This window comes from Cellulomonas timonensis (genome assembly GCF_900046455.1).
Classification (GTDB): Bacteria; Actinomycetota; Actinomycetes; order Actinomycetales; family Cellulomonadaceae; genus Cellulomonas_A; species Cellulomonas_A timonensis.
On the sequence record NZ_FCOT01000010.1, the window covers coordinates 168,845 to 190,860 of the forward strand.

The window sequence follows — 22,016 nt, forward strand, 5'->3', positions numbered from 1 at the left end:
CCCTCAGTGTGCCTGGCGGCGCTACTCAGGCCTTCGCGAGGCGCGCCGCGACGGCGAACGAGTCGATCTCGTTCGTCGCGGTCTGCTCCTGCGCGCCGGGCGCCGTCGTCCTGCGCGGGGTGCTCGACACGCGCGTGGCCAGCGCGGCGAGGGCCCGCCGCACCGCCGAGCCGGGCACGATCTCGTGCAGGAGCCGCGCGTCCAGCAGCGCCGCGTCAAGCGCTGAGGGGTCGTCCGGCACGAGGTGGGGGTCGACGATGCTCGCGTACCGGGCGAGCGCCTCCGCGATGGCCTCCCCCGGCCGTGGTCCCACGACGCCCGGCCGCACCCGGTTGACGACGACGGTGCGCCGCCCCGGCACGCCGAGCTCGGCCAGCTCGCTGAGCGAGCGCACGAGCCGCTGCACGCCGATGGGGTCGGCGCCGCCGACCACCACGACCTCGTCGGCGTCCTGCAGGGCGGACAACGTCGCCGCGTTGCGGCGTGGCGCGCGGGTGTCGTAGCTGAGCACCTCGTCCTGCTCCACGCAGAAGCCGCAGTCGACGACGGTCCAGTCGGTGAGGGCGCGCGCGACCGTCCACACCACGTCGAGCGACGCCCCCGGGAGCTCGGGCCACCGGTCCGGGCGCGAGATGCCGGACAGCACCCGCAGGCCTGGCGCGAGCAGCGGTGAGAGCCGGGCGAGTGCCTGGACGTCGAGGACGCCCTGCCCGGCGGCCCGCGCCGCCGCCGCGAGCCCGGGCGCCTCGTCGAGCAGCCCGACGGCCTGTGCCACAGTCCCGCCGTAGGTGTCCGCGTCGACCAGCAGCGCGGTGCGGCCCAACACCGCGAGCTCGGCCGCGAGGTTCATCGCGACGGTGGTGCGCCCGGGTGCCCCGGTGGGCCCCCACACTGCGATGAGCCGGCCGGGCTCCCTCGCCGCGGAGGCTGCCCCGGTGGCCGCGCCCGCGGAGCCCAGGGACGACGAGGCCGACGCGGGCGCGGCGTGCGAGCCGGGCCGGTCCCCGCCTCCCAGGGGCGACTCGAGGACGGCCACCACGTCGCGCACCAGCGCCTCCGCGCCGGCGGCGTCCTCAGGCGTGTCGACGATCAGGTCCACCCCGAAGGCTGTGATCCGCTCCGCCGCCCACCGGGCGCCCGCGTCCGCCAGCCCCACGACTCGCACGCCGCACCGGTGCAGCGTCGCGACGGCCTCGCGGTCGAGCTGCGGCAGGTCCGCCGAGACGACGGCCACCTGGCCCAGGCCCGCGTCGGCCGCGGCCAGCAGCTCGGCCAGGTCGGCGCAGCGCCGCGTGACGCTCAGCCTCCCCCCGGCGCCGTCCATCGCCTGCACGATCTGTGACTCCGCGCTCCCCCGGACCGCGCACAGCACACCGACGGCCACCTCAGCCCCCGGTCCCGGGGACGTGCATGACCTGCACGGCGCCCTCGCCCATCACGGCGGCGAGCACGGCTGGCAGCTCGCCCTTCGGCACCAAGACCTGCACCACGCTGGACCCGCCTGTGGTGAACGCCCCGTCGGGGCGCGTGACCTCGGCCACCACCAATCCCTCGGCCAACGCCTCTGGGGCGCCCGGCGCCATGGTCCCGTCCGCACGCCGGACGGCCTCCGGAACCTCCCACAGGTCGACCTGGGAGCCGACCACCACGTCCTGCGACAGCGTCTGGTCCACGGGGACGGCAAGCGGCCGCACGTCCAGGTCGCCCGCGGCGCCCACGGCAGAGCGCGGGAGCAGCTCGCCAGCGTCCACGACCCGCACCGCGACGGCGCCGTCCGGGACGCCGTCCGCGACGGTGAGATACCGGTCCAGCTCGCCGGGGCCGAGGCGGACCTGGGCGATGCCCAGGGCATCGGCGGCCAGTCCGCTGCCGGGGGTGATCGTGCCCCGCGCCACGTAGACGTCCACGGTGCGCTGGGCGTCCTGCACCACCCAGGAGCCGAGCGCCACCGAGCCGGCGACCATCGCGAGGCCAGCGAGCAGGCGCGGGTCGCGCCAGCCTGGCCTGCGCAGACGGCTCACCGCCGGCGCCGGCAGCTCAAGCACGGACGTGTCCATCCCGACTCCTTCTCCTGGCTCCTGGTGCGACGCCGGGCATGGGTCCACCCCGCTGCGCGGCGCCGTCGCGATGCCCATCATGCCGACAAGCGAGCAGGAACAGGACATCCCGGTCGCAGCCTTGTGCACAACGGCTCCTGCGTGCGCGTGCGTGCCACACTGCGAACATGGCCCCCAGGTTCCTCACGCTCGCCGACGTGACCGAGGTGCTGAACATCTCAGCCGCCCAGGCATATGCGCTGGTGCGCTCGGGCGAGCTTCCCGCGATCCAGATCGGCGGCCGCCTGCAGTGGCGCGTCGAGGCGCAGGAGCTCGAGCGGTACATCGAGCGCATGTACGCGCAGACGCGCGCGCGGATCGAGTCCGACGCGGGCCAGCAGGTCGACAGCCCGCACTGAGCCGGCAACCCACGCTGAGTCGGCAACCCGCGCGGAGCGGCTCACCGCGACCTCACGGCGCGGAGCCCCGCGAACGGCACAGCCACGAGCCCGTCCCGTCGGGCCGCCTCGCCGTGCCCTGCTGCGAGGTCGAGGTGATCGGCGCCGACGCGCTCGATGCGTCCGGTGAGCTCGGTTCCGTCCACCTCGACCTGCACGAGCACCCGGTCGCGGGCCAGCGCCCGTAGCGCGTGCCCGAGGGTGAGCCGGCCCTCCACCACCCCGGGGCTCGGCGCGACGTACGGCCCGAGCCCCGTGACCACGACGACCGCCGCGAGTGGGATGAGCGCCTGGCGCCCTTGCGCCCCGAGGAGCAGCCACTGCGGCGCGGCGTCGAGGACCTGCCCCTCGGCTGTCGACCCACCCCGCAGGCGCACCGACAGGACACCGCCCCGGGCTGCGCGCAGGCGGTCGCCGATCGCGACAGTGGCCCGCTCCGCACGGGTCAGCTCGGCGACCTGAGCGTCGAGCTCGGCTGCGCCGTGGGCGGCGAACTGGGCCTCGAGATCGGCGAACAGGGCTTCCCAACGCATCCGCACACCGTAAGGCCGAATCCTGACGAGTTGTCCACTTCCGGCGTGATGTCTGGATCTTGTGGCGCTCATGCAGTAGACCTAGGGCACGACGAACACCAAACGACATCAAACTGCATGAAACGAGGGTGACCGCATGACAGCGCTCGACCGCCCACCCGGCGCTCCCCGGATCCTGAGGCTGCTGGCGCTGCCCGTGGGCCTCGCGGCCAGCGCCGCACTCACCGGCCTTCTGGCCGTCCGACTCCGCAGCATCGCCACCGCCGACCTCTCAGCCCTGCGGATCGACCAGGCCGTGGAGATCGGTGTCGTCGCCATCGGCGCCGCCCTCACCGCCTGGCTCGCCCTCTCGCTGCTCGTCGCGACCGCATGCGCCGCAGCACGCGTGGTCGGCGGCGGATGGGCCGCCGGCGAGCGGCTCGTGCATCGGTGCGCGCCCACCCTCGTGCGGCGCACGCTCGTGCTGGCCGTCGGCGCCGGGCTCGGGCTCTCCGTGGGCGGTGTGGCGCATGCGGCCGACACCGACCTGGGCTGGACGCCCACCACCACGACCGCAACGGCCGACACCCAGATCGACGCCGTGCCCGCAGCGCCACCTGCCGGGCCCGCCGACGAGGACCGGGCGCACACCGCCGCGACAGACGCCGCGACAATCACCGTGAGCGCGTCGACGCAGGCGCCTGGCTCGCAGCCGCCGATGCCCGCCGACCTCACGCAGCCGACGTCGGCGCAGGTCGTCGTCGCCCCCGGCGACAGCCTCTGGAAGATCGCCGCCGATCACCTCGGACCCGACGCCGGCGCCGCGGAAATCGCCGCCGCCTGGCCCCGGTGGCATGAGACGAACGCCGCCGCGATCGGCGCGGATCCCGACGTCATCCACCCGGGCCAAACGCTCGACGCGCCCTCGCCCGAGCTCGACGAGACGGCGCCCCTGGACGTCCCGGTGGAGGGGAGCGCGTCATGACCACCACCGCGCCGCCACTCACCTCCGCCGAGGCCGCCCTCGCCCATCTGCGCCCGACGGCGCCGCCCACTCGCCCGACGCCGCCCGCGCCGGCGTCGCCGGCCGCATCGCATTCGACCGATGCGGTCCGGCCCACGCTCCCGGCCGTGGCCGACGAGCCGGAACCGGCGCCGTCACGGTCGGGAGCGACAACGGGCCGAGCACCGCAGGCATCCGTCCACATGCGCCTCATCCCCCACCTGGCGCCGGGAAGCCGCCCCCGCGCGGCCAGCGGCCCGGGCCCGGTCCGTCCACCGACGCTCGAGGAGCGCACCCGCGAACGGCGACGCAACGCTCTCCAGGCGTCGCGCCAGACGCCAGAGCCCGATGAGCCGGGCTGCGACCCCCTGCCGGAGCCGACGTCGGTGTGCTGCTCGATCGTGCTCGTGGCGCTGGAGGCGTTGACCGGCACCCGTTCCCTCTCCCAGCTCGCCCGCTGGGTGACGCCTGAGGTCTATGAGCGGCTCGCCGCACGCGCGGCGGTCACCGAGCGGTCGCTGGGCTCCTCCCGGCCCGCCCCGCGGCCCGAGGTGCGCCGGGCACGGGTCTGCCGCCTCGGCCAGCGCGTGGCGGAGGCGAGCATCGTCGTGCAGGACGGCGCCCGGGTGCGAGCCGTCGCGGTCCGGGTCGAGGAACGCCGGGGCGCCTGGCGGGCTGTCGCCCTCGAGATCGGCTGACCGCCGCCCCCGCACATGACGAAGGCCGGGTCGGTTGCCACCGACCCGGCCTCACGTCATGCGTCAGCGCTTGCGCTTGGCCGCCTTGCGGCGCTCCTGACGGTTCGCGGCGCCGCCGGCCTCGGGCCGGGCCTCGCCACCCTCAGAACGCGTGACGACGTCAGCGCTGCCATCCACGCTCGGCGCGGAGTACTGCAGCGGCGCCCGCTGCTCCGGCCCGTCGATGCCCTTGGCGACCAGGGCTCCCGGACGAGGCCCGGCGGCTGCGGCGCCGGCGCCGAGCGCCGCCTGAGCAGCCGACTCGGCGGTCACGGCGGCAGCGCCCTCAGCGCCTGCCTCGGCCTCCGGCTCCGCGACCTTGACCTCGAGGTTGAACAGGTACTGGACCGACTCTTCCTTGATGGACTCGGTCATCGCGCCGAAGAGCTGGAAACCCTCGCGCTGGTACTCGATGAGCGGGTCGCGCTGGGCCATCGCGCGCAGCCCGATGCCCTCCTTGAGGTAGTCCATCTCGTAGAGGTGCTCACGCCACTTGCGGTCCAGCACGGACAGCACCACGCGGCGCTCGAGCTGGCGCATGTTCTCCGAGCCGATGGCCGCCTCGCGCTCGGCGTAGGCGATCCGCGCGTCGGAGAGGATCTCGGTCTGCAGCAGCTCCACCGACAACCGCGTCGGGGCGCCCGCCTGCTCGACGACCTCCTCCGGCGTGATCGTGATCGGGTAGATGCCCCGGATGGCGGTCCACAGCGCGTCGAGGTCCCAGTCCTCCGGGCGGCCCTCGGCCGTCGCGGCGGCCACGTAGTCCGTGATGACGTCGGTGAGGAAGTGGCCGACCTGCTCCTGCAGGTTCTCGCCCTCGAGCACACGGCGGCGCTCGTCATAGATCACCGTGCGCTGGCGCGACAGGACGTCGTCGTACTTCAGGACGTTCTTGCGGATCTCGAAGTTGCGGCCCTCGACCTGCGACTGGGCGCTCTGGATCCCGCGCGTGACGATCTTCGACTCGAGCGGCATGTCATCTGGGAAACCCGCCCGGGTCATCATCGACTCGGCCATCTGCGAGTTGAACAGGCGCATCAGGTCGTCCTGCAGCGACAGGTAGAACCGGGACTCGCCCGGGTCGCCCTGACGGCCGGAGCGGCCACGGAGCTGGTTGTCGATGCGGCGGGACTCGTGCCGCTCGGTGCCGAGCACGTACAGCCCGCCGAGCTCGACGACCTCGTCGTGCTCCGCCGCCACAGCCTCAGTCGCCTTCGCGAGCGCGTCGGGCCAGGCTGCCTCGTACTCCTCCGCGTTCTCGGCCGGGTCCAGCCCCCGTGCGGCGAGGTCCGCGACGGCCATGAACTCGGCGTTGCCGCCCAGCATGATGTCGGTGCCACGGCCGGCCATGTTCGTCGCGACGGTGACGGCGCCCTTACGGCCCGCCTGCGCGACGATCGACGCCTCACGCGCGTGCTGCTTGGCGTTGAGCACCTCGTGCGGGACGCCCTGCTTCTTCAGCTTGGCGGAGAGCAGCTCGCTCTTCTCGACGCTCGTGGTGCCGACCAGCACCGGCTGGCCCTTGGCGTGCCGCTCGACGATGTCCGCGACGACCGCGTCGAACTTGCCCTCCTCGGCCTTGTAGACCAGGTCGCCCTGGTCGATGCGCAGCATCGGGCGGTTGGTGGGGATGGGGACGACGCCGAGCTTGTAGGTGCCCTGGAACTCGGCGGCCTCAGTCTCGGCGGTGCCGGTCATGCCCGCGAGCTTGTCGTACAGGCGGAAGTAGTTCTGCAGCGTGATCGTGGCGAGGGTCTGGTTCTCGGCCTTGATGGCCACGCCCTCCTTCGCCTCGATGGCCTGGTGCATGCCCTCGTTATAGCGGCGGCCGGGCAGGATGCGGCCCGTGTGCTCGTCGACGATGAGGACCTCGCCGTTCATCACGACGTAGTCCTTGTCGCGCTTGAACAGCTCCTTGGCCTTGATCGCGTTGTTGAGGAACCCGATCAGCGGCGTGTTGAGCGACTCGTACAGGTTGTCGATGCCGAGGTAGTCCTCGACCCGCGCGATGCCAGGCTCGAGGACTCCGACGGTGCGCTTCTTCTCGTCGACCTCGTAGTCGCGCTCGGCCTGCAGGCGGCGTGCCACCTTGGCGAACTCGGCGTACCAGCGGTTCGCGTCGCCCGACGAGGGGCCCGAGATGATCAGCGGGGTCCGCGCCTCGTCGATGAGGATCGAGTCGACCTCGTCGACGATCGCGAAGTGGTGGCCGCGCTGCACGAGCTCGTCGGTGGTCCACGCCATGTTGTCGCGCAGGTAGTCGAAGCCGAACTCGTTGTTCGTGCCGTACGTGATGTCTGCCGCGTACTGGGCGCGACGCTCGGCCGGGCGCTGGTTCGACAGGATCACGCCCGAGGTCAGCCCCAGGAACCGGTACACGCGGCCCATGAGCTCGGCCTGGTATTCGGCGAGGTAGTCGTTCACGGTGACGACGTGCACGCCCTTGCCCGTGAGCGCGTTGAGGTACGCGGGGGCAGTGGCGACGAGCGTCTTGCCCTCACCGGTCTTCATCTCGGCGATGTTCCCGAGGTGCAGCGCCGCGCCGCCCATGAGCTGGACGTCGAAGTGCCGCTGGCCGAGCGTGCGCCGGGACGCCTCCCGGACCGCGGCGAACGCCTCGGGGAGCAGGTCGTCGACGGTCTCGCCGTCGGCCAGACGCGCCTTGAAGCGGTCCGTCTCCTCGCGCAGCTCCGCGTCGGAGAGCGTCTGGAAACTGTCCTCCAGCGCGTTCACCTGCTGGGCGATTCCGGACAGCTTCTTGACGATCCGGCCCTCGCCGAAGCGCAGGACCTTGTCGAGAATCGCAGGCACGCGTCACTCCCCACGTGTTCGCGCTCCGCACGCCGAGGCGTCGGAGCGGTCTGGGCGGACCCGACCGCACGGCCGGGGCGCTGACCATCGTAGGCGAGGGTTATGGCCTCGGTCGAAGAACGACTACGGCGAGGAGCAGCAGGAGGGCTCCCAGCACCCCCGCCACGCCCAGCCGCTCGTCCCGCAGGAGCACGGCGCCGACAGTGGCGGCGAGGGGCTCGAGCAACGCGAGCAGCGCGGCGGTGGTCCCCGGCACGCTGCGCAGGCCGCGAAAGTACGCGGCGTAGGCGGCCGCGGTCGGCACCGCCCCGAGGAAGAGCAGCAAGACCCATCCGCCGGCCTCCCGGGGCAGTAAGGGACCGGCTCCTGTCACCAGCACCGCGGCCGTGAGCAGCAGGCCGCCGCAGACGAACGCGAGGCCCACGAGCGGCAGCGCGCCCAGCCCCGGGACCGGGCGCGTGTTGAGCTGCGTCATCGCGGCGAACCCAGCCCCCGAGCCGAGCGCCAGCAGCACCCCGGCGCCGCCCGCCTCCCCGGACGCCGGCGCCCCGACGGACGTGGGACGTCCCCGGCAGCGGGGGATGTGTGTGAGAGACAGAGCCGGGCAACCCCAGCCGCGGTGCGGCGCATCGATCGCACCGGGGGCTGCACTGACGGCACGTAGCGGGACGCTCCGACGCGCAGTCCTAGGCGGCCGAGCGCCAGCAGGAGGGCGGCCAGCACCTGCCCTGACGGCGCCTGACGGCTCCGCAGCGCGACCCCGGCCGCCACCATCACCGGCGCCGACCCGAGCGCGACGAGCGTTGCCATCGCGACGCCCGCGCTGGCCACCGCGCCGAAGAAGCACGCCTGGTACAGGGCCGCGAGCGCCGCCGTCGCGGCCACCCTTCCCGCCGCGGCCCGGGTGCGCGGCACCTGGTCGAGCCGGCCGGACACCGCGACGATGCCGAGCAACAGGAGGCCGCCGGACAGCAGCCGGCATGCCGCGACGGCAGTCGCCGACATCCCCGCCACCGCGCCGAGCTCGGCGCCCGCGAGGCCGCCCGCCCCCCACAGCACCGCGCCCAAGGCCACCAGCGCGAAGTCACCTGATCGGGTCAACGCGACGCGCGCGTCGACCCCCTCGGCGGCCATCTCTCACGGTCCGGTCGTGGCGCCGGAGAGGGCGTCGGCCAGCGCGGCGGCGAGCCCGCCGGACGCCCCGGCCCCCGCCCCGCCGACCTGCACGTCGGACAGGCCCAGCCAGCCGGCGAGGACGCGCAACTCGGCGGCCAGCGCGTCGGCGACGTCGGCGGCCTCCCCGCCCGGCGCCCCCGGGGTCCGATGCGCGGCGTGCACGCGGAGCACGCCGGCACGGCGGTCGGCCTTGAGGTCCACCAATGCGACCAGGTGCTCCCCCAGCAGGAACGGCAGCACGTAGTAGCCGTGCACGCGCTTGTGCTCGGGCACATAGATCTCGATGCGGTAGCGCAGGCCGAAGAGCTCCTCGAGCCGCCGCCGCTCGAACACCAGCGGGTCGAACGGGCTCAGCAGCGTGCGGGCCGCGGACTGCCGTGGCACCGTCGCGTCCCGGTGCAGGTAGACCGCCCGACCCCAGCCCTCGACGCGCACGGGCAGCAGGACGCCGTCCTCCACGAGCTCGTCCAGCGCGCGCGTCGCCGCGGGCCCGCGCAGCCGGAAGTAGTCGAGCAGGCACTTCGCGGACCCGATGCCATGCGCCCGCGCCCCGATCTCGACGAGCCCGCGGAGCGCCTCGTCATCCGTGGGCTCGGGACTCGCCAGCACCGCCGCGGGCAGCACCCGCTCGGCCAGGTCGTAGCAGCGCTCGAACTGGGCGTTGCGACGGGCGGCGGCGACCTCGCCGGTGAAGAACAAGTACTCGAGCACACGTTTGGCGACAGTCCAGTTCCATCCCCACTCGGTGCGGGTGCGGGGATGCTCGGCCTCGAAGTAGGCGTGGATCTGGCTGGCAGTGACCGGGCCGTGCGCGGCGACGAGCCCGCGGATCTCCGCGACCTCCGCCGCATGCGCGAGCGGCACGTCACGGACGGACCCCCACGCGGATGTGCGGTACGAACGCCTGCGCCAGCCCAGCATCCGGTAGGTCTCCGGCGGCACGAACGACGCCTCATGCGCCCACGTCTCCACGAGCCGGCGTGGCGCCCGGCCCGCGGCGCGGTCGAGGAGCGTCGTGTCGTACGGCCCGAGCCTGGAGTAGACGGGCATGAGGTGCGCGCGGGCCAGCACGTTCACCGAGTCGATCTGCAGGAGGCCCAGCCTGTCGACGACCTGCAGGTACTGGCGCATGGTGACCGGACCCGTCCGCACCGGGCGGCCGCGGTCGAGCCCCTGGGCCCGGAGCGCGACGCGACGCGCCTGGGACGCGGAGAGCGAGTCTCGCGGCGCTGGCGCGACCCGGCCGGATCCTTGCCGGGAGGCGTCGGCGGAGGGCTGGGTGAGCGGGAGTGAGGCCACCGGGCCATCCTGCCGTCGGGCGGTGACATCTGGCGTGGGTCATCCCGGCGTGAAGTTCCCGGCCCGCACGCGCGGACAGGCCCCGCGGGCGATGCCCACGGGGCCTGTCGTCAGGTGATCGAGCCGTCCAGGAGGACCGCTCGGTCGGCTGCTACACCCGTGCCGTCTGCCGTTCGGCGAGCTCGCCGTTGCCGTTCGTGCGCACCGGCGTGTCCAGCTTGATCACGCCGTAGCTCCAGCCGTGGCGGCGGTAGGCGACCGCGGGCTGAGCGGTCTCCGCGTCGATGAACAGGTAGAAGTCGTGCCCCACCAGTTCCATCTCGTAGAGCGCGTCATCGATCGTCATGGGGTGGGCCGAGTGGACCTTCTCGCGGATCACCACCGGGGAGTCGCCGAGCGTCAGCTCCACGACGTCGCCCGGGGCCACCGCGACCGTCTGCTCGGGCTCCTGGTCGTCGTCGCTCGGCGGCCGCACGTCGACGGGCACCTCGCTCGGCGGGATCAGGGTCCGGTTGTGGTGGTCCTTGCGGCGGTCGCGCGAGCGCCGCAGCCGTTCCTGCAGCTTCGCGATGGCGAGGTCCAGCGCTGCGAAGCGGTCGTCCGCGCACGCCTCGGCGCGGATCACTGGGCCCTTGTCCACGACCGTCAGCTCCACCCGCTCGCAGCTGCCTGCCTGTCGCGGGTTGCGTTCGTGCGTGACGACCACGTCGATGCGCTGAGCACGGGGAGCGAGCTGGGCCAGCTTCGTCAGCTTGTCCGTGGCATGCCGGCGGAACTTCTCCAGCACCTCGGTGTGACGACCAACGACCACAATCTCCATGAAGACCTCCAGGGAGGGACCAGGGGCGGGGGGAACACCGCCCGGTGACGTACCAAGACGCCCCGATGGGGCGATCGTGCGGCACCACCTCCTCCCGTGGCCTGGCCTGCGCCCGGGACCGAGCAGGGCATCGGAGCGACCTCGCCCCGACCTGTCGGTTCTGAGGTCAACGCTATCCCGACGAGGGCTCAGGTTCCAGTTCCGCCGCTCCGCCGACCGGGTGGCGGAGTGGCCGCGAGCACGAGCGCGCCGATCACGACGGCCCCCGCGGCGGTCAGCGCGCGCTCGCATGCGGCGAGGGTCGCGCCGGTGGTCAGCACGTCGTCGACGAGGAGCACCGGACTGCCTCCCACCTGCGCGCGCGTCGACCGGCGCACCACGATCTGGTCGGCGAGGTTGGCGCCGCGAGAGCGGGCTCCCAGCCCGACCTGGTCGTGACCGCCCCACCGTCGCCGCAGCGCGCGGCACGGCCGCGTGCCCGGCAGCCCGTCCGCGAGCGCCTGGGCCGCCGCGGCGGCGAGCCGGCCCACGAGGTCCTCGCCTCGTCGCCAGCGCGCCGTGACGGATGAGGGCGCGGGAACGACGAGCAGGCTGGTCGACGGGCTCCAGCCGCCCAGCGCAGGAGCCACCTGCCGGGCGGCGCCCGCCGTGGCGTCCGCCAGGTGACGGCTGAGGTCGACGCGGCCACGGTCCTTCCACGACACGACGATCTCCCGCACAGGCCCCACGCACGGCGCCGGCGCCCACACGGGCAGCGGCGCGCGACCGTCCATGGTGTCGAGCCGCGGCGCCGCGCCCTCGCACCGCCAGGGCGGAGCACGGAGCAGTGCGGCGCAGGCGGGGCACAGCGCCACGTCGAATGCCCCGCATCCCGCGCAGTCCACCGGCAGCACGAGCCGCCCGACGTCGGTCAGAGCACGACGGAGTCCGCGAACGACACCAGAAACGGAGGCCGCCGAGGGAGGGGGTGCGAGGTGGGATGCGCTGGCGCCTGCGGGGTGAGGCTCGGTCATGGAGTGGACAGTGCCACCGCCGCACGGCAGGGGCCGCGCTGGGCGCCCTTGCCGTGGACGGCCCGCGGCCACGGCGGGCTGGGGGCGGACAACGGTCATCGGGCCCGGCGCTCAGCCGGGGGACGGGTCATCCCGCGAACGGCTCATCTCGCGAACGGCTCAGCCCGGGAACGACGGAGCCCGCACCCCCGAGGAGACATACGCCCAGCTCGGCCCCGACCGCACGAACAGCTCGCCGTCCGCCGTCGTGACATACAGCGCCCGCTCCCCCTTGCCGCCCGCGAGCGCGACGATCCCCTCGAGCGCGGGCAGCGCGCGCGTCTGCCCGGCCAGTGGCACCAGGTACACCGTCGTCGACGTCGCGGCGGCGGTCTTGCCCAGCACGCCCAGCGTCGACTCGTCGACCCACACCACACGCGACGCCTCCGTCAGGGTGGCGCCCGTGGCGATTGGCTCCCCGAGCTGCAGGGGGGCGCCCTCCTGGTCGCGCACCACGCCCGTGACATCGAGGCCGAACCCGCTCGCACCCGTCGACAGGACCGCGACCCGCGTGCCGTCCCGCGCGACCCGGATCTCCTGCACCGTGCGCCCCGCGAGCCAGTCGGCGCGCACCACCTGCCGGGCGCCGCCGCCCCGCACCGCCGTGATCACCGGCCCGTCAGGCCCTGCCGCCGCCGTCCACACCCAGCCCAGCCGGTCCGCGGACGGCGCGGTGAGCGCCTCGGCGGCGAGCAGCTGCTCATCCCCGCCGGAGGAGGAGGCCCGCAGCAGCGTGTCGCCCCCGGACAGGAGCACGCGCACCGTGCCGGCCTCGTTCCGCGCGGCGCCAGTGACGTCCAGACCTGTCAGCGGCCCCACACCAGCCACCGGCGACAGCTCCCCGCGGCCGAGCGTCATGAGCATGTCGTCCTGCACCCCCTCCAGCGCCGCGTCGCTCGGCAGCGAGCCGCGGGCCAGCCTCGCCGGCTCCCACGCGAGCGGCACCCCGCCGGCGAGGACCTCCACCGAGTTCACCTGGGCGATGTCCAAGGTCGCCTCGAGCTGGGCGAGCATCCGCGCGCGATCCTCCACGTCACCGAGCGCCGCCCCCGACAACGACACCTCTGCGGTGCCGTCCGCGTCCACCGGCACCGCGCCCGTCTCGAGCTGGACGCCATCCGGCACCGCTGTGCGGACCGCGTCGCGCAGCCACGGCGACGGTCCGTCCATCAGCGCGCGGACCACGGACGTGGCGAGGTTGCGCACGGGGAACCAGCGGGTCTCCGGCACCAGGTGTGTGCTGTCCGCGGAGAGGAAGTAAACGGCCGCCTGGCGGAAGACGAGCTCGAAGTTCGGCTCCGAGAGCACCACCCCGTTGTCCAGCCGGGAGATCCGCCACTGGTCGCTGCTGTCCTTGACCAGGTCGAAGACCAGGGGCTGCAGCGAGCCGGGCGCGCTCTCCTCGTAGACGCCGTCGGCGTCGATGCGGGCCGCGACGCCCACTTTCACCTGCACCTGCGTCTCCGTCAGCAGCGTGATCTCGGGGCTGCTGGCCGTCGGGTAGACGATCACCTGCTCATCGGGGTTCCACGTCGAGCGCACCTCGCCCGACAGGTACTCGCGGGCCACCGAGAACGTCGTGCTGACGTCGGCGGTGGTCTCACGGCTGTACCCCGCGGCGTTCGCGTTGAGGAAGCCCTGGACGATCTCCATGGGCGAGGCGTCATGCCCCGGCGAGTAGCCGAGCAGCGTCACGGGGGCGGGCTCGTTGACCTCCGCGACGCCTTCGGCGACGGGCCCACGGGTCGGGATCGAGACGCAGGCCGTCAGCGCCACCGCCACGGCCAGCGCCACGGCGCCAGCACGGAGCGCGCGGATCGGGCGCCGGGTCATCGGACCTCCTGGTGGTCGAGCTCGTCGTCGAGCTCGGGGAGCGCCGCCGGGTCGAGCGGCTGGCGCTGGGGAGTCGTGGGCGGCTCCGGGTCCTCGACGGGGACGAGGGGCAGCGGCGAGCCCTGCAGGCGGATGCCCGCGCGGCGCGGCAGGGTCAGCCGGAAGCAGGCTCCGCCGCCCGGACGGCCCCACGCCTCGAGCCAGCCGCCGTGCAGGTGCGCGTCCTCGAGGGAGATCGCCAGCCCGAGCCCCGTGCCGCCGGTGGTGCGGGCCCGGGCCGGGTCCGCACGCCAGAACCTGTCGAAGACGTGCGCGGCGGCCTCGTCGGTCATCCCCACACCGTGGTCGCGGACGGTGACGGCGATGGCCTGCGCGTCGGCGGCGAGCGTCACCGCCACCGTGCTGCCGTCGGCGTGCTCGATCGCGTTGTCCAGCAGGTTGCGCAGGATGCGCTCCACCCGGCGTGGGTCGATGTCCGCGGCGCAGCGGGCATCCGGCAGCGCGACGCTGAGCCAGACGCCGCGGTGCTCGGCGAGCGGGAACGCGTGGTCGGCAGCGGCTCCCACCACCTCCCGCACGTCGCGGTCCTCCGCGTCGAGGGTCGCGGCGCCCGCGTCGAACCTGCTGATCTCCAGCAGGTCGGCCAGCAGGTCCTCGAACCTGTCGAGCTGGGTCTGCATCAGTTCGGCGGAGCGCTTGATCGACGGCTCGAAGTCCTCGCGGGCGCCGTGCAGCACCTCCCCCGCCATCCGGATGGTCGTCAACGGCGTCCGCAGCTCATGAGAGACGTCGGAGACGAAGCGGCGTTGCAGCGTCCCGAGCTCCTCCATCCGGCCGATCTGCTCCTGCAGGCCCTGCGCCATCTCGTTGAAGGAGCGGCCGAGGGTCGCGAGCTCGTCGACGCCGCGCACGGGCATCCGCTCGTCGAGGTGCCCGTCGGCGATGCGCTCGGCCGCCTGCGCCGCCGCCCGCACCGGCCGGACGACCTGGCGTGTCACGACCCAGGTCATGGTGCCGAGCAGCACCACCAGCGCCGCGGCGCCGATCGCGAGCATGCGCTGCAGGAACTCGAGCCTCTCCTGCTCGGCCTGCAGGTTGTAGAGGAAGTAGAGCTCGAAGGTGCCGGCGCGCGGCACGGACACCGTCTGGCCGACCATCACGGCGGGGACGACGCCCTGCTCGGCGGTACGCGCCCCCGCGCCCGAGTCCGGCCAGCCCACCGATTGCCAGCGCTGGCCGGCCCCCTCGGTGGTGGCCCGGCGCAGGTCGTCGCTCACCAGTCCGAACAGGGCGGGGTCCGAGACGGCCGAGTTGACCAGCATCGCCTGGCCCGGCGCCTGCCAGAGCAGGACCTCGCGCTCGCCGGAGCCGCCCGAGCGCAGGGCCCGCATGACGTCGTTGAGCAGCCGTTGGGCCTCGGTGACGGAGGTCGCGGTGGACGCGTCGAACGTCTCCTGGGCCTGCTGGGTGGCGCGGGCGCTCTCATCGAGGACGAGCTCCACGCGCTCGGTGAACAGGCCGTCGCGCATCTGCTGGGAGAGCGTCACGCCGACGAGCGCGAGCGCGACCAGGCCGATGGCGAGCGTGGAGGTGACGACCCGCACTTGCAGCGACGACCGCCACGCGTGGGACAGCGCGCGCCCGGCGCCGACGGCGCGCAGGCGGGCGAGCCGCCAGGTGCGTCTCGCACGTCCCATGCGGTTGCGTCCGTCCTGCGCGGTGGCCCGGCTCAGAGCGCTGGGGCCCCGGCCTTGTAGCCGACCCCGCGCACCGTCACGACTATCTCAGGCCGCTCGGGGTCCGCCTCGATCTTCGACCGCAGCCGCTGCACGTGAACGTTGACCAGGCGTGTGTCGGCAGCGTGGCGGTACCCCCACACGCGCTCGAGGAGCACCTCGCGGGTGAACACCTGCCACGGCTTGCGCGCGAGGGCGACGAGCAGGTCGAACTCGAGCGGGGTGAGCGAGATGGGCGTGCCATCCCGAGAGACACGGTGCCCGGTGACGTCGATGGTGAGGTCGCCGATGCCGAGGTGCTCGGGCACGGGCTCGTCGCTGCGGCGCAGCCGGGCGCGGACCCGCGCGATGAGCTCCTTGGGCTTGAACGGCTTCGAGATGTAGTCGTCCGCCCCCGACTCCAGCCCCAGCACGATGTCCACCGTGTCGGCCTTGGCGGTGAGCATGACGATGGGCACGCCCGACTCGGCACGGATCTGGCGGCACACCTCGGTGCCGTCCTTCCCGGGCAGCATCAGGTCGAGCAGCACCAGGTCGGGCTGCGACGCCCGGAACACGCCGATGGCATCGTCGCCGTCCGCGCAGAACACCGGGTCGAAACCCTCTGAGCGCAGCACGATGCCGATCATCTCCGCCAGCGCGACGTCATCGTCGACCACAAGGACCCGACCCTTCATGGACACATGATCGCACCGAGAATCAGCAGGCAGCGCCATATGCGAACAGATCACCCGGTCGCGTCCCGGTCGCGTCCCGCTCGCATCCGGGCGCGTCACGCCGCCTCGCCGCGCCCGTCGGCCCTGCCCGGCCCACCGCGCGCCGACATTGCCGCATCACGAAGGCGTGACATGGCACGATGAGCGCTCAGCCGCCGCCGCCCGCGCACCAGGGAGCATGAGTCGATGACCACGCCGCACGAGGACGCGCCCCGGCCCTCGGCTCAGGCTCCGGGATCTCCCGACGGCCAGGACCCCGCTCAGCCCCGGCCCCGCAGGCGCCGCCCGCGCCCTCGGGTTGGGGCCCGGCGCCGGGGCAGCCAGGCGCCCAGGCGCCCGGGTACGGCCCGCAGCCGACCGGTTGGCAGCAGGCGCCAGGTTGGCAGCAGCCCGCCTACGGCGATCCCGCCTACGGGCAGCCCGCGTACGGGCAGCCCGCGTACGGGCAGCCCGCATATGGCCAGCCCGCCTACGGCCAGGCCGGCCCCGGGCAGCCGGGCGCGCCCGCGCCGTACGGACCGGGCGGCTGGCGCCCGCCGGCCCTGCAGCCGGGGATCATCCCACTGCGCCCCCTCGGCGTCGGGGAGATCCTCGACGGCGCCTTCCGCTCGATCCGCGCCAACCCGCGCGTGATGTTCGGGCTCGCCGTCATGGTCGTCACCGTCGTGGTCATCGTGCAGGCGGCGCTCGAGTGGTACGTCGGCGGCCTGATCTCCGGCGCCCTCGCGGACTTCTCCGCGACGGCCGACCCCACCGGGGACCTCGGGCTCGACCAGCAGTTGGGCATGACGCTCGGCTCCCTGCTCAGCCTGCCGTTGCTGCTGGTCGCCACGACGGTGCTCACCGGACTGCTCATCGTGTCGGTGAGCCGCTCGGTGATCGGGCAGACGGTCACACTCGGCGAGGCGGTCCGCGTCTCCAAGCGGCGCGTGTGGTGGGTGCTGGGCATCACCCTGCTCTATCTGGCCGTGATCGCCGTGGGCTACGCCGTCGTGGCTGGGGGCATCGTGCTCGCCGCCAGCGACGAGCGGTGGGCGCTGGTCGGGATCGCCGCGATCTTCGGCAGCCTGCTGATGCTCGCCGCCACCGTCTGGATCTCCGTGCGCATGCTGCTCGTCGCCCCCGCGCTGATGCTCGAGGGCGGCGCGTTCTGGGCCACCGTGCGGCGCGGCTGGAAGCTCACCCGCGGCAGCTTCTGGCGCCTGTTCGGCATCTACCTCTTGGTGCAGATCATCATGTCCGTCGTGGTCGGGATCATCGCCGTGCCGACAGCCGTCATCTCCGGGGTGTTCTTCAACGACCCGCTGATGCTCTCGTTCGGCGGGATCGCGGTCAGCTCGATCGCCAACGTGATCTCGTACACGCTGACCACCGTCTTCTCCGCTGCCGTGGTGGCCCTGCTGTACATCGACATCCGCATGCGCCGTGAGGGGCTCGACGTCGAGCTGGCCCGCGCGGCCGACCAGACGGCCGCATGACCTTCGTGTTCCACGGCCCGCGCCTGTCCGACGTCCCGGTGCAGCCGGGCGCGGACGACGCGCGGGCGCTGCTCGAGCAGGAGCTGGCCGACCCGGTGTACCACCGCGGCCCGAGCCTCCTGCAGCGCATCCTCGACTGGCTCGCCGGGTTGTTCGGCGACGCGCCCCAGCTCGCCCTGCCGCCGCGCGCCGCGGTGCTGATCGTCGTCGCCGTGCTCGTCGTGGTCGCCGCCGTGGCGCTGTGGATCGCGGGCCCGGTGCGCCGTGCCCGGCACGGGTCCGCCCACCGGGCCGTGCTCGCGGACGACGAGGGCCGCAGCGCCGCCGAGCTCCGCGCCGCCGCCGATGCCGCCGCCGCGCAGGGTGTCTGGGACGCCGCCGTCGCCGACCGTTTCCGCGCTGTCGTCCGCGCCCTCGAAGAGCGGGCGCTGCTGGACGAGCGGCCCGGGCGCACCGCGCATGAGGTGGTCGCGGTGGCCGTCCGCCGGCTGCCCGCCCGCGCCGAGGACCTGCAGGCCGCGGGCCGCCTGTTCGACGACGTGGTCTACGGCGGCGTCCGCGCGCGCGAGCAGGACGATGTGTGGCTGCGCGCCGTCGACGCGCGGGTCGCGGCCGAGCGCCCGCTCGATGCCGCCAGCGCCGCTCCCGAGCCGACGGGGTGGTCGCTGTGACCGACACGATCGCCCCCGCGACCGCGCCCGTCGTCGGCGACGGCACCACCGGCCGCTCCCGGGCCCGCAGCCGGTGGCGGCGAGCACGCTGGCCGCTGGCCATCGTGTGCCTCGTGCTGCTGGTCGGCCTGCTCGCCGCGCTGCCCGCGCCGCGCACGTCGACGGTGGCCCTGGCCCCCGACAACCCGTCCGCCAACGGCTCCCGCGCCCTCGCCGAGGTGCTCCGCGAGCAGGGCGTGGACATCACCTACGTCCGCGCCTCCGCGGCAGCGCTCGAGGCGGCCGGCCCCGGGACCACGCTGCTCGTCACCAGCGACGCCACGCTCACCGACGACCAGGCAGCCCAGATCGCCGCGTCCGAGGCCGACCTCGTCCTGATCGACCCGGTCTGGATCCTCTCGCTCGTCACGTCGTCGGCCGACACCACCGCGGAGTTCGCGCCCCCGCAGGTCCGCACCGCCGAGTGCGCCGACCCGGACGCGCTGGCCGCCGGCACGGTGGACGTCAGCGGCAGGGGGTTCGTCGCGCTCGACGACGCCGCCACGACCTGCTTCCCGGTCCCGGGCGGCGAGTCCGCCGCCGGCGCGTACCTGGTCGTCGAGGGCGAGCGCCGCGTCACGGCGCTCGCCGACGGGTCGCTGCTGGCCAACGACACGATCACCGCCGAGGGCAACGCCGCGCTCGCGCTGCGCACCCTCGGCCGCCACGACCACCTGGTCTGGTACGTGCCCTCCCTCGCCGACACCGGCGAGGCCGCCGGGCCGCCGCTGCGCGACATGCTGCCGCCCTGGGCGGGCCCGCTCGGTCTGCAGCTCCTGCTGGTGGCCGCCGTCGCCGCAGTGTGGCGCGCCCGGCGGCTCGGCCGCGTCGTCGTCGAGCCGCTGCCGGTGACGGTGCGGTCGGGCGAGGCGACGCGTGGACGAGGCCGCCTGTACCGTCGCTCCCGGTCGTACGGCCATGCGGCCGCCGCGCTCCGCGCGGGGGTGGCGACCCGGACGGCGGCACAGCTCGGGCTCCCCCGATCGGCGCCCGCGCCCGTGGTGATCGACGCGCTGGCCCGCGCCACCGGGCGGGCGGCTGAGGACGTGGCGGGGCTGCTGTACGGGCCGCCGCCGACGGACGACACCGGGCTGGCGCTGCTGGCCCGCACGCTGGACGAGCTCGAGAGCGAGGTTCACCGAACGTGACCGAGGCACACACGAACGGCGGGGGGGCGGCCCCCCCGGGGGGGCCCGCCCCGGGGCACCACCCCGCCGGGCCCCCCCCCCCCCCGTCTCCTATTCACCACCGACGCCGCCGGCGGGCTTACGCCGGCCGGCGTCTGCGCGGGGTGCGCGGTTGCTACAAAAGTCCTGGCCGCGCCCGCGGACCACGACACGCCGTCCGCCGCCCTGCGCGAGACCCTCGGCGCGGTGCGGTCCGAGGTCGGCAAGGCAGTCGTCGGACAGGACTCGGCGGTCACCGGGCTGGTGATCGCGATGCTGTGCCGCGGCCACGTGCTGCTCGAGGGTGTGCCCGGCGGCGCCAAGACGCTGCTGGTGCGCACGCTGTCCGCCGCCCTCGACCTGGACACCAAGCGCGTCCAGTTCACCCCCGACCTGATGCCCGGGGACATCACGGGCTCGCTCGTGTACGACGCGCGCACCGCCGAGTTCTCGTTCCGCGAGGGCCCGGTCTTCACCAACCTGCTGCTCGCGGACGAGATCAACCGCACGCCCCCGAAGACCCAGGCGTCGCTGCTGGAGGCGATGGAGGAGCGCCAGGTGTCCGTCGACGGGCTCGCGCGTCCGCTGCCCGACCCGTTCATGGTGATCGCGACCCAGAACCCGGTGGAGTACGAGGGCACGTACCCGCTGCCCGAGGCGCAGCTCGACCGGTTCCTGCTCAAGCTGACCCTGCCGCTGCCCGAGCGCGTCCACGAGGTCGAGGTGCTGGCCCGGCATGCCGCCGGCTTCGACCCGCGCGACCTGCGGGCCGCCGGCGTGCGGCCGGTCGCGGGCGCCGACGTGCTGGCCCGGGCCCGCGCGGAGGTCGCCCGGGTGCAGGTCGCGCCCGAGGTGCTCGGCTACGTGGTGGACGTGTGCCGCGCGACCCGCCAGTCGCCGTCGCTGTCCCTGGGGGTGTCCCCCCGAGGCGCCACCGCGCTGCTCGCCACGTCTCGCGCGTGGGCGTGGATGTCCGGCCGCCCGTACGTGACCCCCGACGACGTCAAGGCGCTGGCCCACCCGACCCTGCGGCACCGCGTGCAGTTGCGGGCCGAGGCGGAGCTCGAGGGCGTCACCACCGAGAGCGTGCTCGACACGGTGCTGGCCTCCGTGCCCGTCCCCCGCTGACGCTCGATGACGATCACCTGGCGGGCCGTGCCCCTCGCCGCGTTGGGGACGGTGGCGGTGCTGCTCGTCCCCGTGCCCGGCACCGTGCTGGTGTGGGCGCTGGTCGTGGCGGCGGTGTGCGCTGTCGACGCGCTGCTGGCGGCCTCGCCCCGCCAGGTCGCGGTCACCCGCTCGACGCCGGGCTCGGTGCGGCTGACGCAGACCGCGCGCTCGACGCTCACCCTGGCGAACGTCGGCCCCCGCCGGCTGCGCGCGCTGGTGCGGGACGCGTGGCTGCCGTCGGCTGGCGCGGGCCCCAACCGCCACCCGGTCGACCTGCCGCCGGGCGAGTCCACCCGGGTCTCGACAGTGCTGGCCCCCACGCGCCGCGGCGACCGCCGTGCGGATCGCGTGACGATCCGCACCCTGGGGCCGCTCGGCATCGCCGGGCGCCAGGCCTCGCTGGACGTGCCGGGGGTGCTGCGGGTGCTGCCCGAGTTCGCGTCCCGGCGCCACCTGCCGAGCCGGCTGGCGCGCCTGCGCGAGCTCGACGGGCGCGCCGCCGTGCAGGTGCGTGGCGCCGGCACCGAGTTCGACTCGCTGCGCGAGTACGTGATCGGCGACGACGTGCGCTCGATCGACTGGCGGGCCACCGCGCGACGCGCCGACGTCGTGGTCCGCACCTGGCGTCCCGAACGCGACCGCCGGGTGCTGATCGTCCTGGACACCTCGCGCACCGCTGCCGTGCGGGTGCAGGACGCGCCGCGCGTCGACGCGTCCATCGAGGCGGCGCTGCTGCTCTCGGCGCTGGCCTCGCGCGCCGGCGACCGGGTCGAGCTCATGGCCTACGACCGCACGCTGCGGGGCCGGGTCGCCGGGTTCAGCGGGCCACGGCTGATGCCCGCCGTCGCCGACGCGCTGGCGGGCGTCGAGCCTGCGCTGGTCGAGATGGACTGGCCGGGCGTTGTGAGCATGGTGCGCGAGCGCCTGTCCCAGCGGGCACTGGTGGTGCTGCTCTCCTCATTGGAGCCCGCCGCCGTGGAGCAGGGGCTGCTGGGGGTCGTGGGCCAGCTCGCCGAACGCCACCAGGTGGTGCTCGCGGCCGTGCGGGACCCGGAGGTGGAGGCGCTGCGCACCGGCCGGGGCGATGTCTCCGAGGTCTTCGACGCGGCAGCCGCCGAGCGCGCCGAGCTGGAGCGCGGGGCCGTCGCCGTGCGCCTGCGCCAGCGCGGCATCGAGGTGGTCGACGCGCTGCCCGACGACCTGGCGCCGCGGCTGGCGGACACGTACCTCGCGCTGAAGGCCGCCGGCCGCCTCTGAGCGCAGCACGGCGTCGAGCGGAGGCAGGGTGTCGGCGTCCGGCCCT

Annotated in this window: 20 protein-coding genes; 8 read left to right on the forward strand and 12 right to left on the reverse strand. The window is 74.3% G+C overall.

Annotated features, from left to right (window positions below; translation table 11 throughout):
* Positions 1–25 precede the first annotated feature (25 nt).
* Positions 26–1,324, reverse strand: coding sequence for an AAA family ATPase (locus BN3788_RS04440; protein WP_222705420.1), 1,299 nt, complete (start codon positions 1,322–1,324; stop codon positions 26–28).
* Positions 1,325–1,385: 61 nt separating this feature from the next.
* On the reverse strand, positions 1,386–2,057 hold the full coding sequence (locus BN3788_RS04445; RefSeq protein WP_066582610.1) for a hypothetical protein: 672 nt from the start codon (positions 2,055–2,057) through the stop codon (positions 1,386–1,388).
* 167 nt (positions 2,058–2,224) lie between these two features.
* Between BN3788_RS04445 and BN3788_RS04450 the strand changes: the two genes are divergently transcribed.
* On the forward strand, positions 2,225–2,455 hold the full coding sequence (locus BN3788_RS04450) for a helix-turn-helix domain-containing protein (protein ID WP_066582611.1): 231 nt from the start codon (positions 2,225–2,227) through the stop codon (positions 2,453–2,455).
* A 41-nt stretch (positions 2,456–2,496) separates the two neighbouring features.
* Here the strand turns inward: BN3788_RS04450 and BN3788_RS04455 are convergent, their stop codons facing one another.
* A complete protein-coding gene (locus BN3788_RS04455) occupies positions 2,497–3,027 on the reverse strand; it encodes a hypothetical protein (protein ID WP_066582612.1) in 531 nt (176 codons plus the stop codon).
* Positions 3,028–3,163: 136 nt separating this feature from the next.
* On the opposite strand from BN3788_RS04455, the gene BN3788_RS04460 reads away from it, so the two are divergent.
* Together BN3788_RS04460 and BN3788_RS04465 are read left to right on the forward strand one after the other, a co-directional pair.
* The gene (locus BN3788_RS04460; protein ID WP_066582613.1) at positions 3,164–3,991 is read left to right on the forward strand and encodes a LysM peptidoglycan-binding domain-containing protein; all 828 of its coding nucleotides are present in this window, start codon (positions 3,164–3,166) and stop codon (positions 3,989–3,991) included.
* A 221-nt stretch (positions 3,992–4,212) separates the two neighbouring features.
* Positions 4,213–4,707: an Rv3235 family protein gene (locus tag BN3788_RS04465; protein ID WP_066582614.1), complete on the forward strand. Its 495-nt coding sequence runs from the start codon at positions 4,213–4,215 to the stop codon at positions 4,705–4,707.
* 63 nt (positions 4,708–4,770) lie between these two features.
* On the opposite strand, the gene secA is transcribed toward BN3788_RS04465, so the two are convergent.
* The 9 genes from secA to mtrA all read right to left on the reverse strand — a co-directional run bounded on the left by secA (position 4,771) and on the right by mtrA (position 16,150).
* Positions 4,771–7,557, reverse strand: coding sequence for a preprotein translocase subunit SecA (gene secA, locus BN3788_RS04470; protein ID WP_066582615.1), 2,787 nt, complete (start codon positions 7,555–7,557; stop codon positions 4,771–4,773).
* Between the two features lie 100 nt (positions 7,558–7,657).
* On the reverse strand, positions 7,658–8,032 hold the full coding sequence (locus BN3788_RS18910) for an EamA family transporter (RefSeq protein WP_108723787.1): 375 nt from the start codon (positions 8,030–8,032) through the stop codon (positions 7,658–7,660).
* Positions 8,029–8,691, reverse strand: coding sequence for a hypothetical protein (locus BN3788_RS18915; protein WP_066582617.1), 663 nt, complete (start codon positions 8,689–8,691; stop codon positions 8,029–8,031). The genes BN3788_RS18910 and BN3788_RS18915 overlap by 4 nt, the downstream gene beginning before the upstream one ends.
* Before the next feature lie 3 nt (positions 8,692–8,694).
* Positions 8,695–10,032 (reverse strand): winged helix-turn-helix domain-containing protein, encoded by a 1,338-nt coding sequence (locus tag BN3788_RS04485; RefSeq protein WP_066582618.1) that lies wholly within the window; start codon positions 10,030–10,032, stop codon positions 8,695–8,697.
* A 151-nt stretch (positions 10,033–10,183) separates the two neighbouring features.
* On the reverse strand, positions 10,184–10,852 hold the full coding sequence (gene hpf, locus BN3788_RS04490; RefSeq protein ID WP_066582619.1) for a ribosome hibernation-promoting factor, HPF/YfiA family: 669 nt from the start codon (positions 10,850–10,852) through the stop codon (positions 10,184–10,186).
* Positions 10,853–11,040: 188 nt separating this feature from the next.
* Positions 11,041–11,625 carry a ComF family protein gene (locus BN3788_RS04495; protein ID WP_234346477.1) on the reverse strand — a complete coding sequence of 195 codons (585 nt, stop codon included), beginning with the start codon at positions 11,623–11,625 and terminating at the stop codon, positions 11,041–11,043.
* Between the two features lie 399 nt (positions 11,626–12,024).
* Positions 12,025–13,737, reverse strand: a complete 1,713-nt coding sequence (locus BN3788_RS04500) for an LpqB family beta-propeller domain-containing protein (RefSeq protein ID WP_066582620.1) — start codon at positions 13,735–13,737, stop codon at positions 12,025–12,027.
* Positions 13,734–15,434, reverse strand: a complete 1,701-nt coding sequence (mtrB, locus tag BN3788_RS04505) for an MtrAB system histidine kinase MtrB (protein ID WP_066582621.1) — start codon at positions 15,432–15,434, stop codon at positions 13,734–13,736. The genes BN3788_RS04500 and mtrB overlap by 4 nt, the downstream gene beginning before the upstream one ends.
* A gap of 32 nt (positions 15,435–15,466) precedes the next feature.
* On the reverse strand, positions 15,467–16,150 hold the full coding sequence (mtrA, locus tag BN3788_RS04510) for an MtrAB system response regulator MtrA (RefSeq protein WP_066582622.1): 684 nt from the start codon (positions 16,148–16,150) through the stop codon (positions 15,467–15,469).
* A gap of 671 nt (positions 16,151–16,821) precedes the next feature.
* Between mtrA and BN3788_RS04515 the strand changes: the two genes are divergently transcribed.
* From BN3788_RS04515 to BN3788_RS04535, 5 genes are all read left to right on the forward strand, one after another.
* Positions 16,822–17,667: a glycerophosphoryl diester phosphodiesterase membrane domain-containing protein gene (locus tag BN3788_RS04515; protein ID WP_066582623.1), complete on the forward strand. Its 846-nt coding sequence runs from the start codon at positions 16,822–16,824 to the stop codon at positions 17,665–17,667.
* Positions 17,664–18,338 (forward strand): DUF4129 domain-containing protein, encoded by a 675-nt coding sequence (locus tag BN3788_RS04520; RefSeq protein ID WP_066582624.1) that lies wholly within the window; start codon positions 17,664–17,666, stop codon positions 18,336–18,338. Before BN3788_RS04515 ends, BN3788_RS04520 begins: the two co-directional genes overlap by 4 nt.
* Positions 18,335–19,525: a DUF4350 domain-containing protein gene (locus BN3788_RS04525; RefSeq protein ID WP_234346478.1), complete on the forward strand. Its 1,191-nt coding sequence runs from the start codon at positions 18,335–18,337 to the stop codon at positions 19,523–19,525. The genes BN3788_RS04520 and BN3788_RS04525 overlap by 4 nt, the downstream gene beginning before the upstream one ends.
* Positions 19,526–19,690: 165 nt before the next feature.
* Positions 19,691–20,671 (forward strand): AAA family ATPase, encoded by a 981-nt coding sequence (locus BN3788_RS04530; RefSeq protein WP_066582625.1) that lies wholly within the window; start codon positions 19,691–19,693, stop codon positions 20,669–20,671.
* A gap of 6 nt (positions 20,672–20,677) precedes the next feature.
* Positions 20,678–21,970: a DUF58 domain-containing protein gene (locus BN3788_RS04535; RefSeq protein WP_066582626.1), complete on the forward strand. Its 1,293-nt coding sequence runs from the start codon at positions 20,678–20,680 to the stop codon at positions 21,968–21,970.
* Positions 21,971–22,016: the final 46 nt, after the last annotated feature.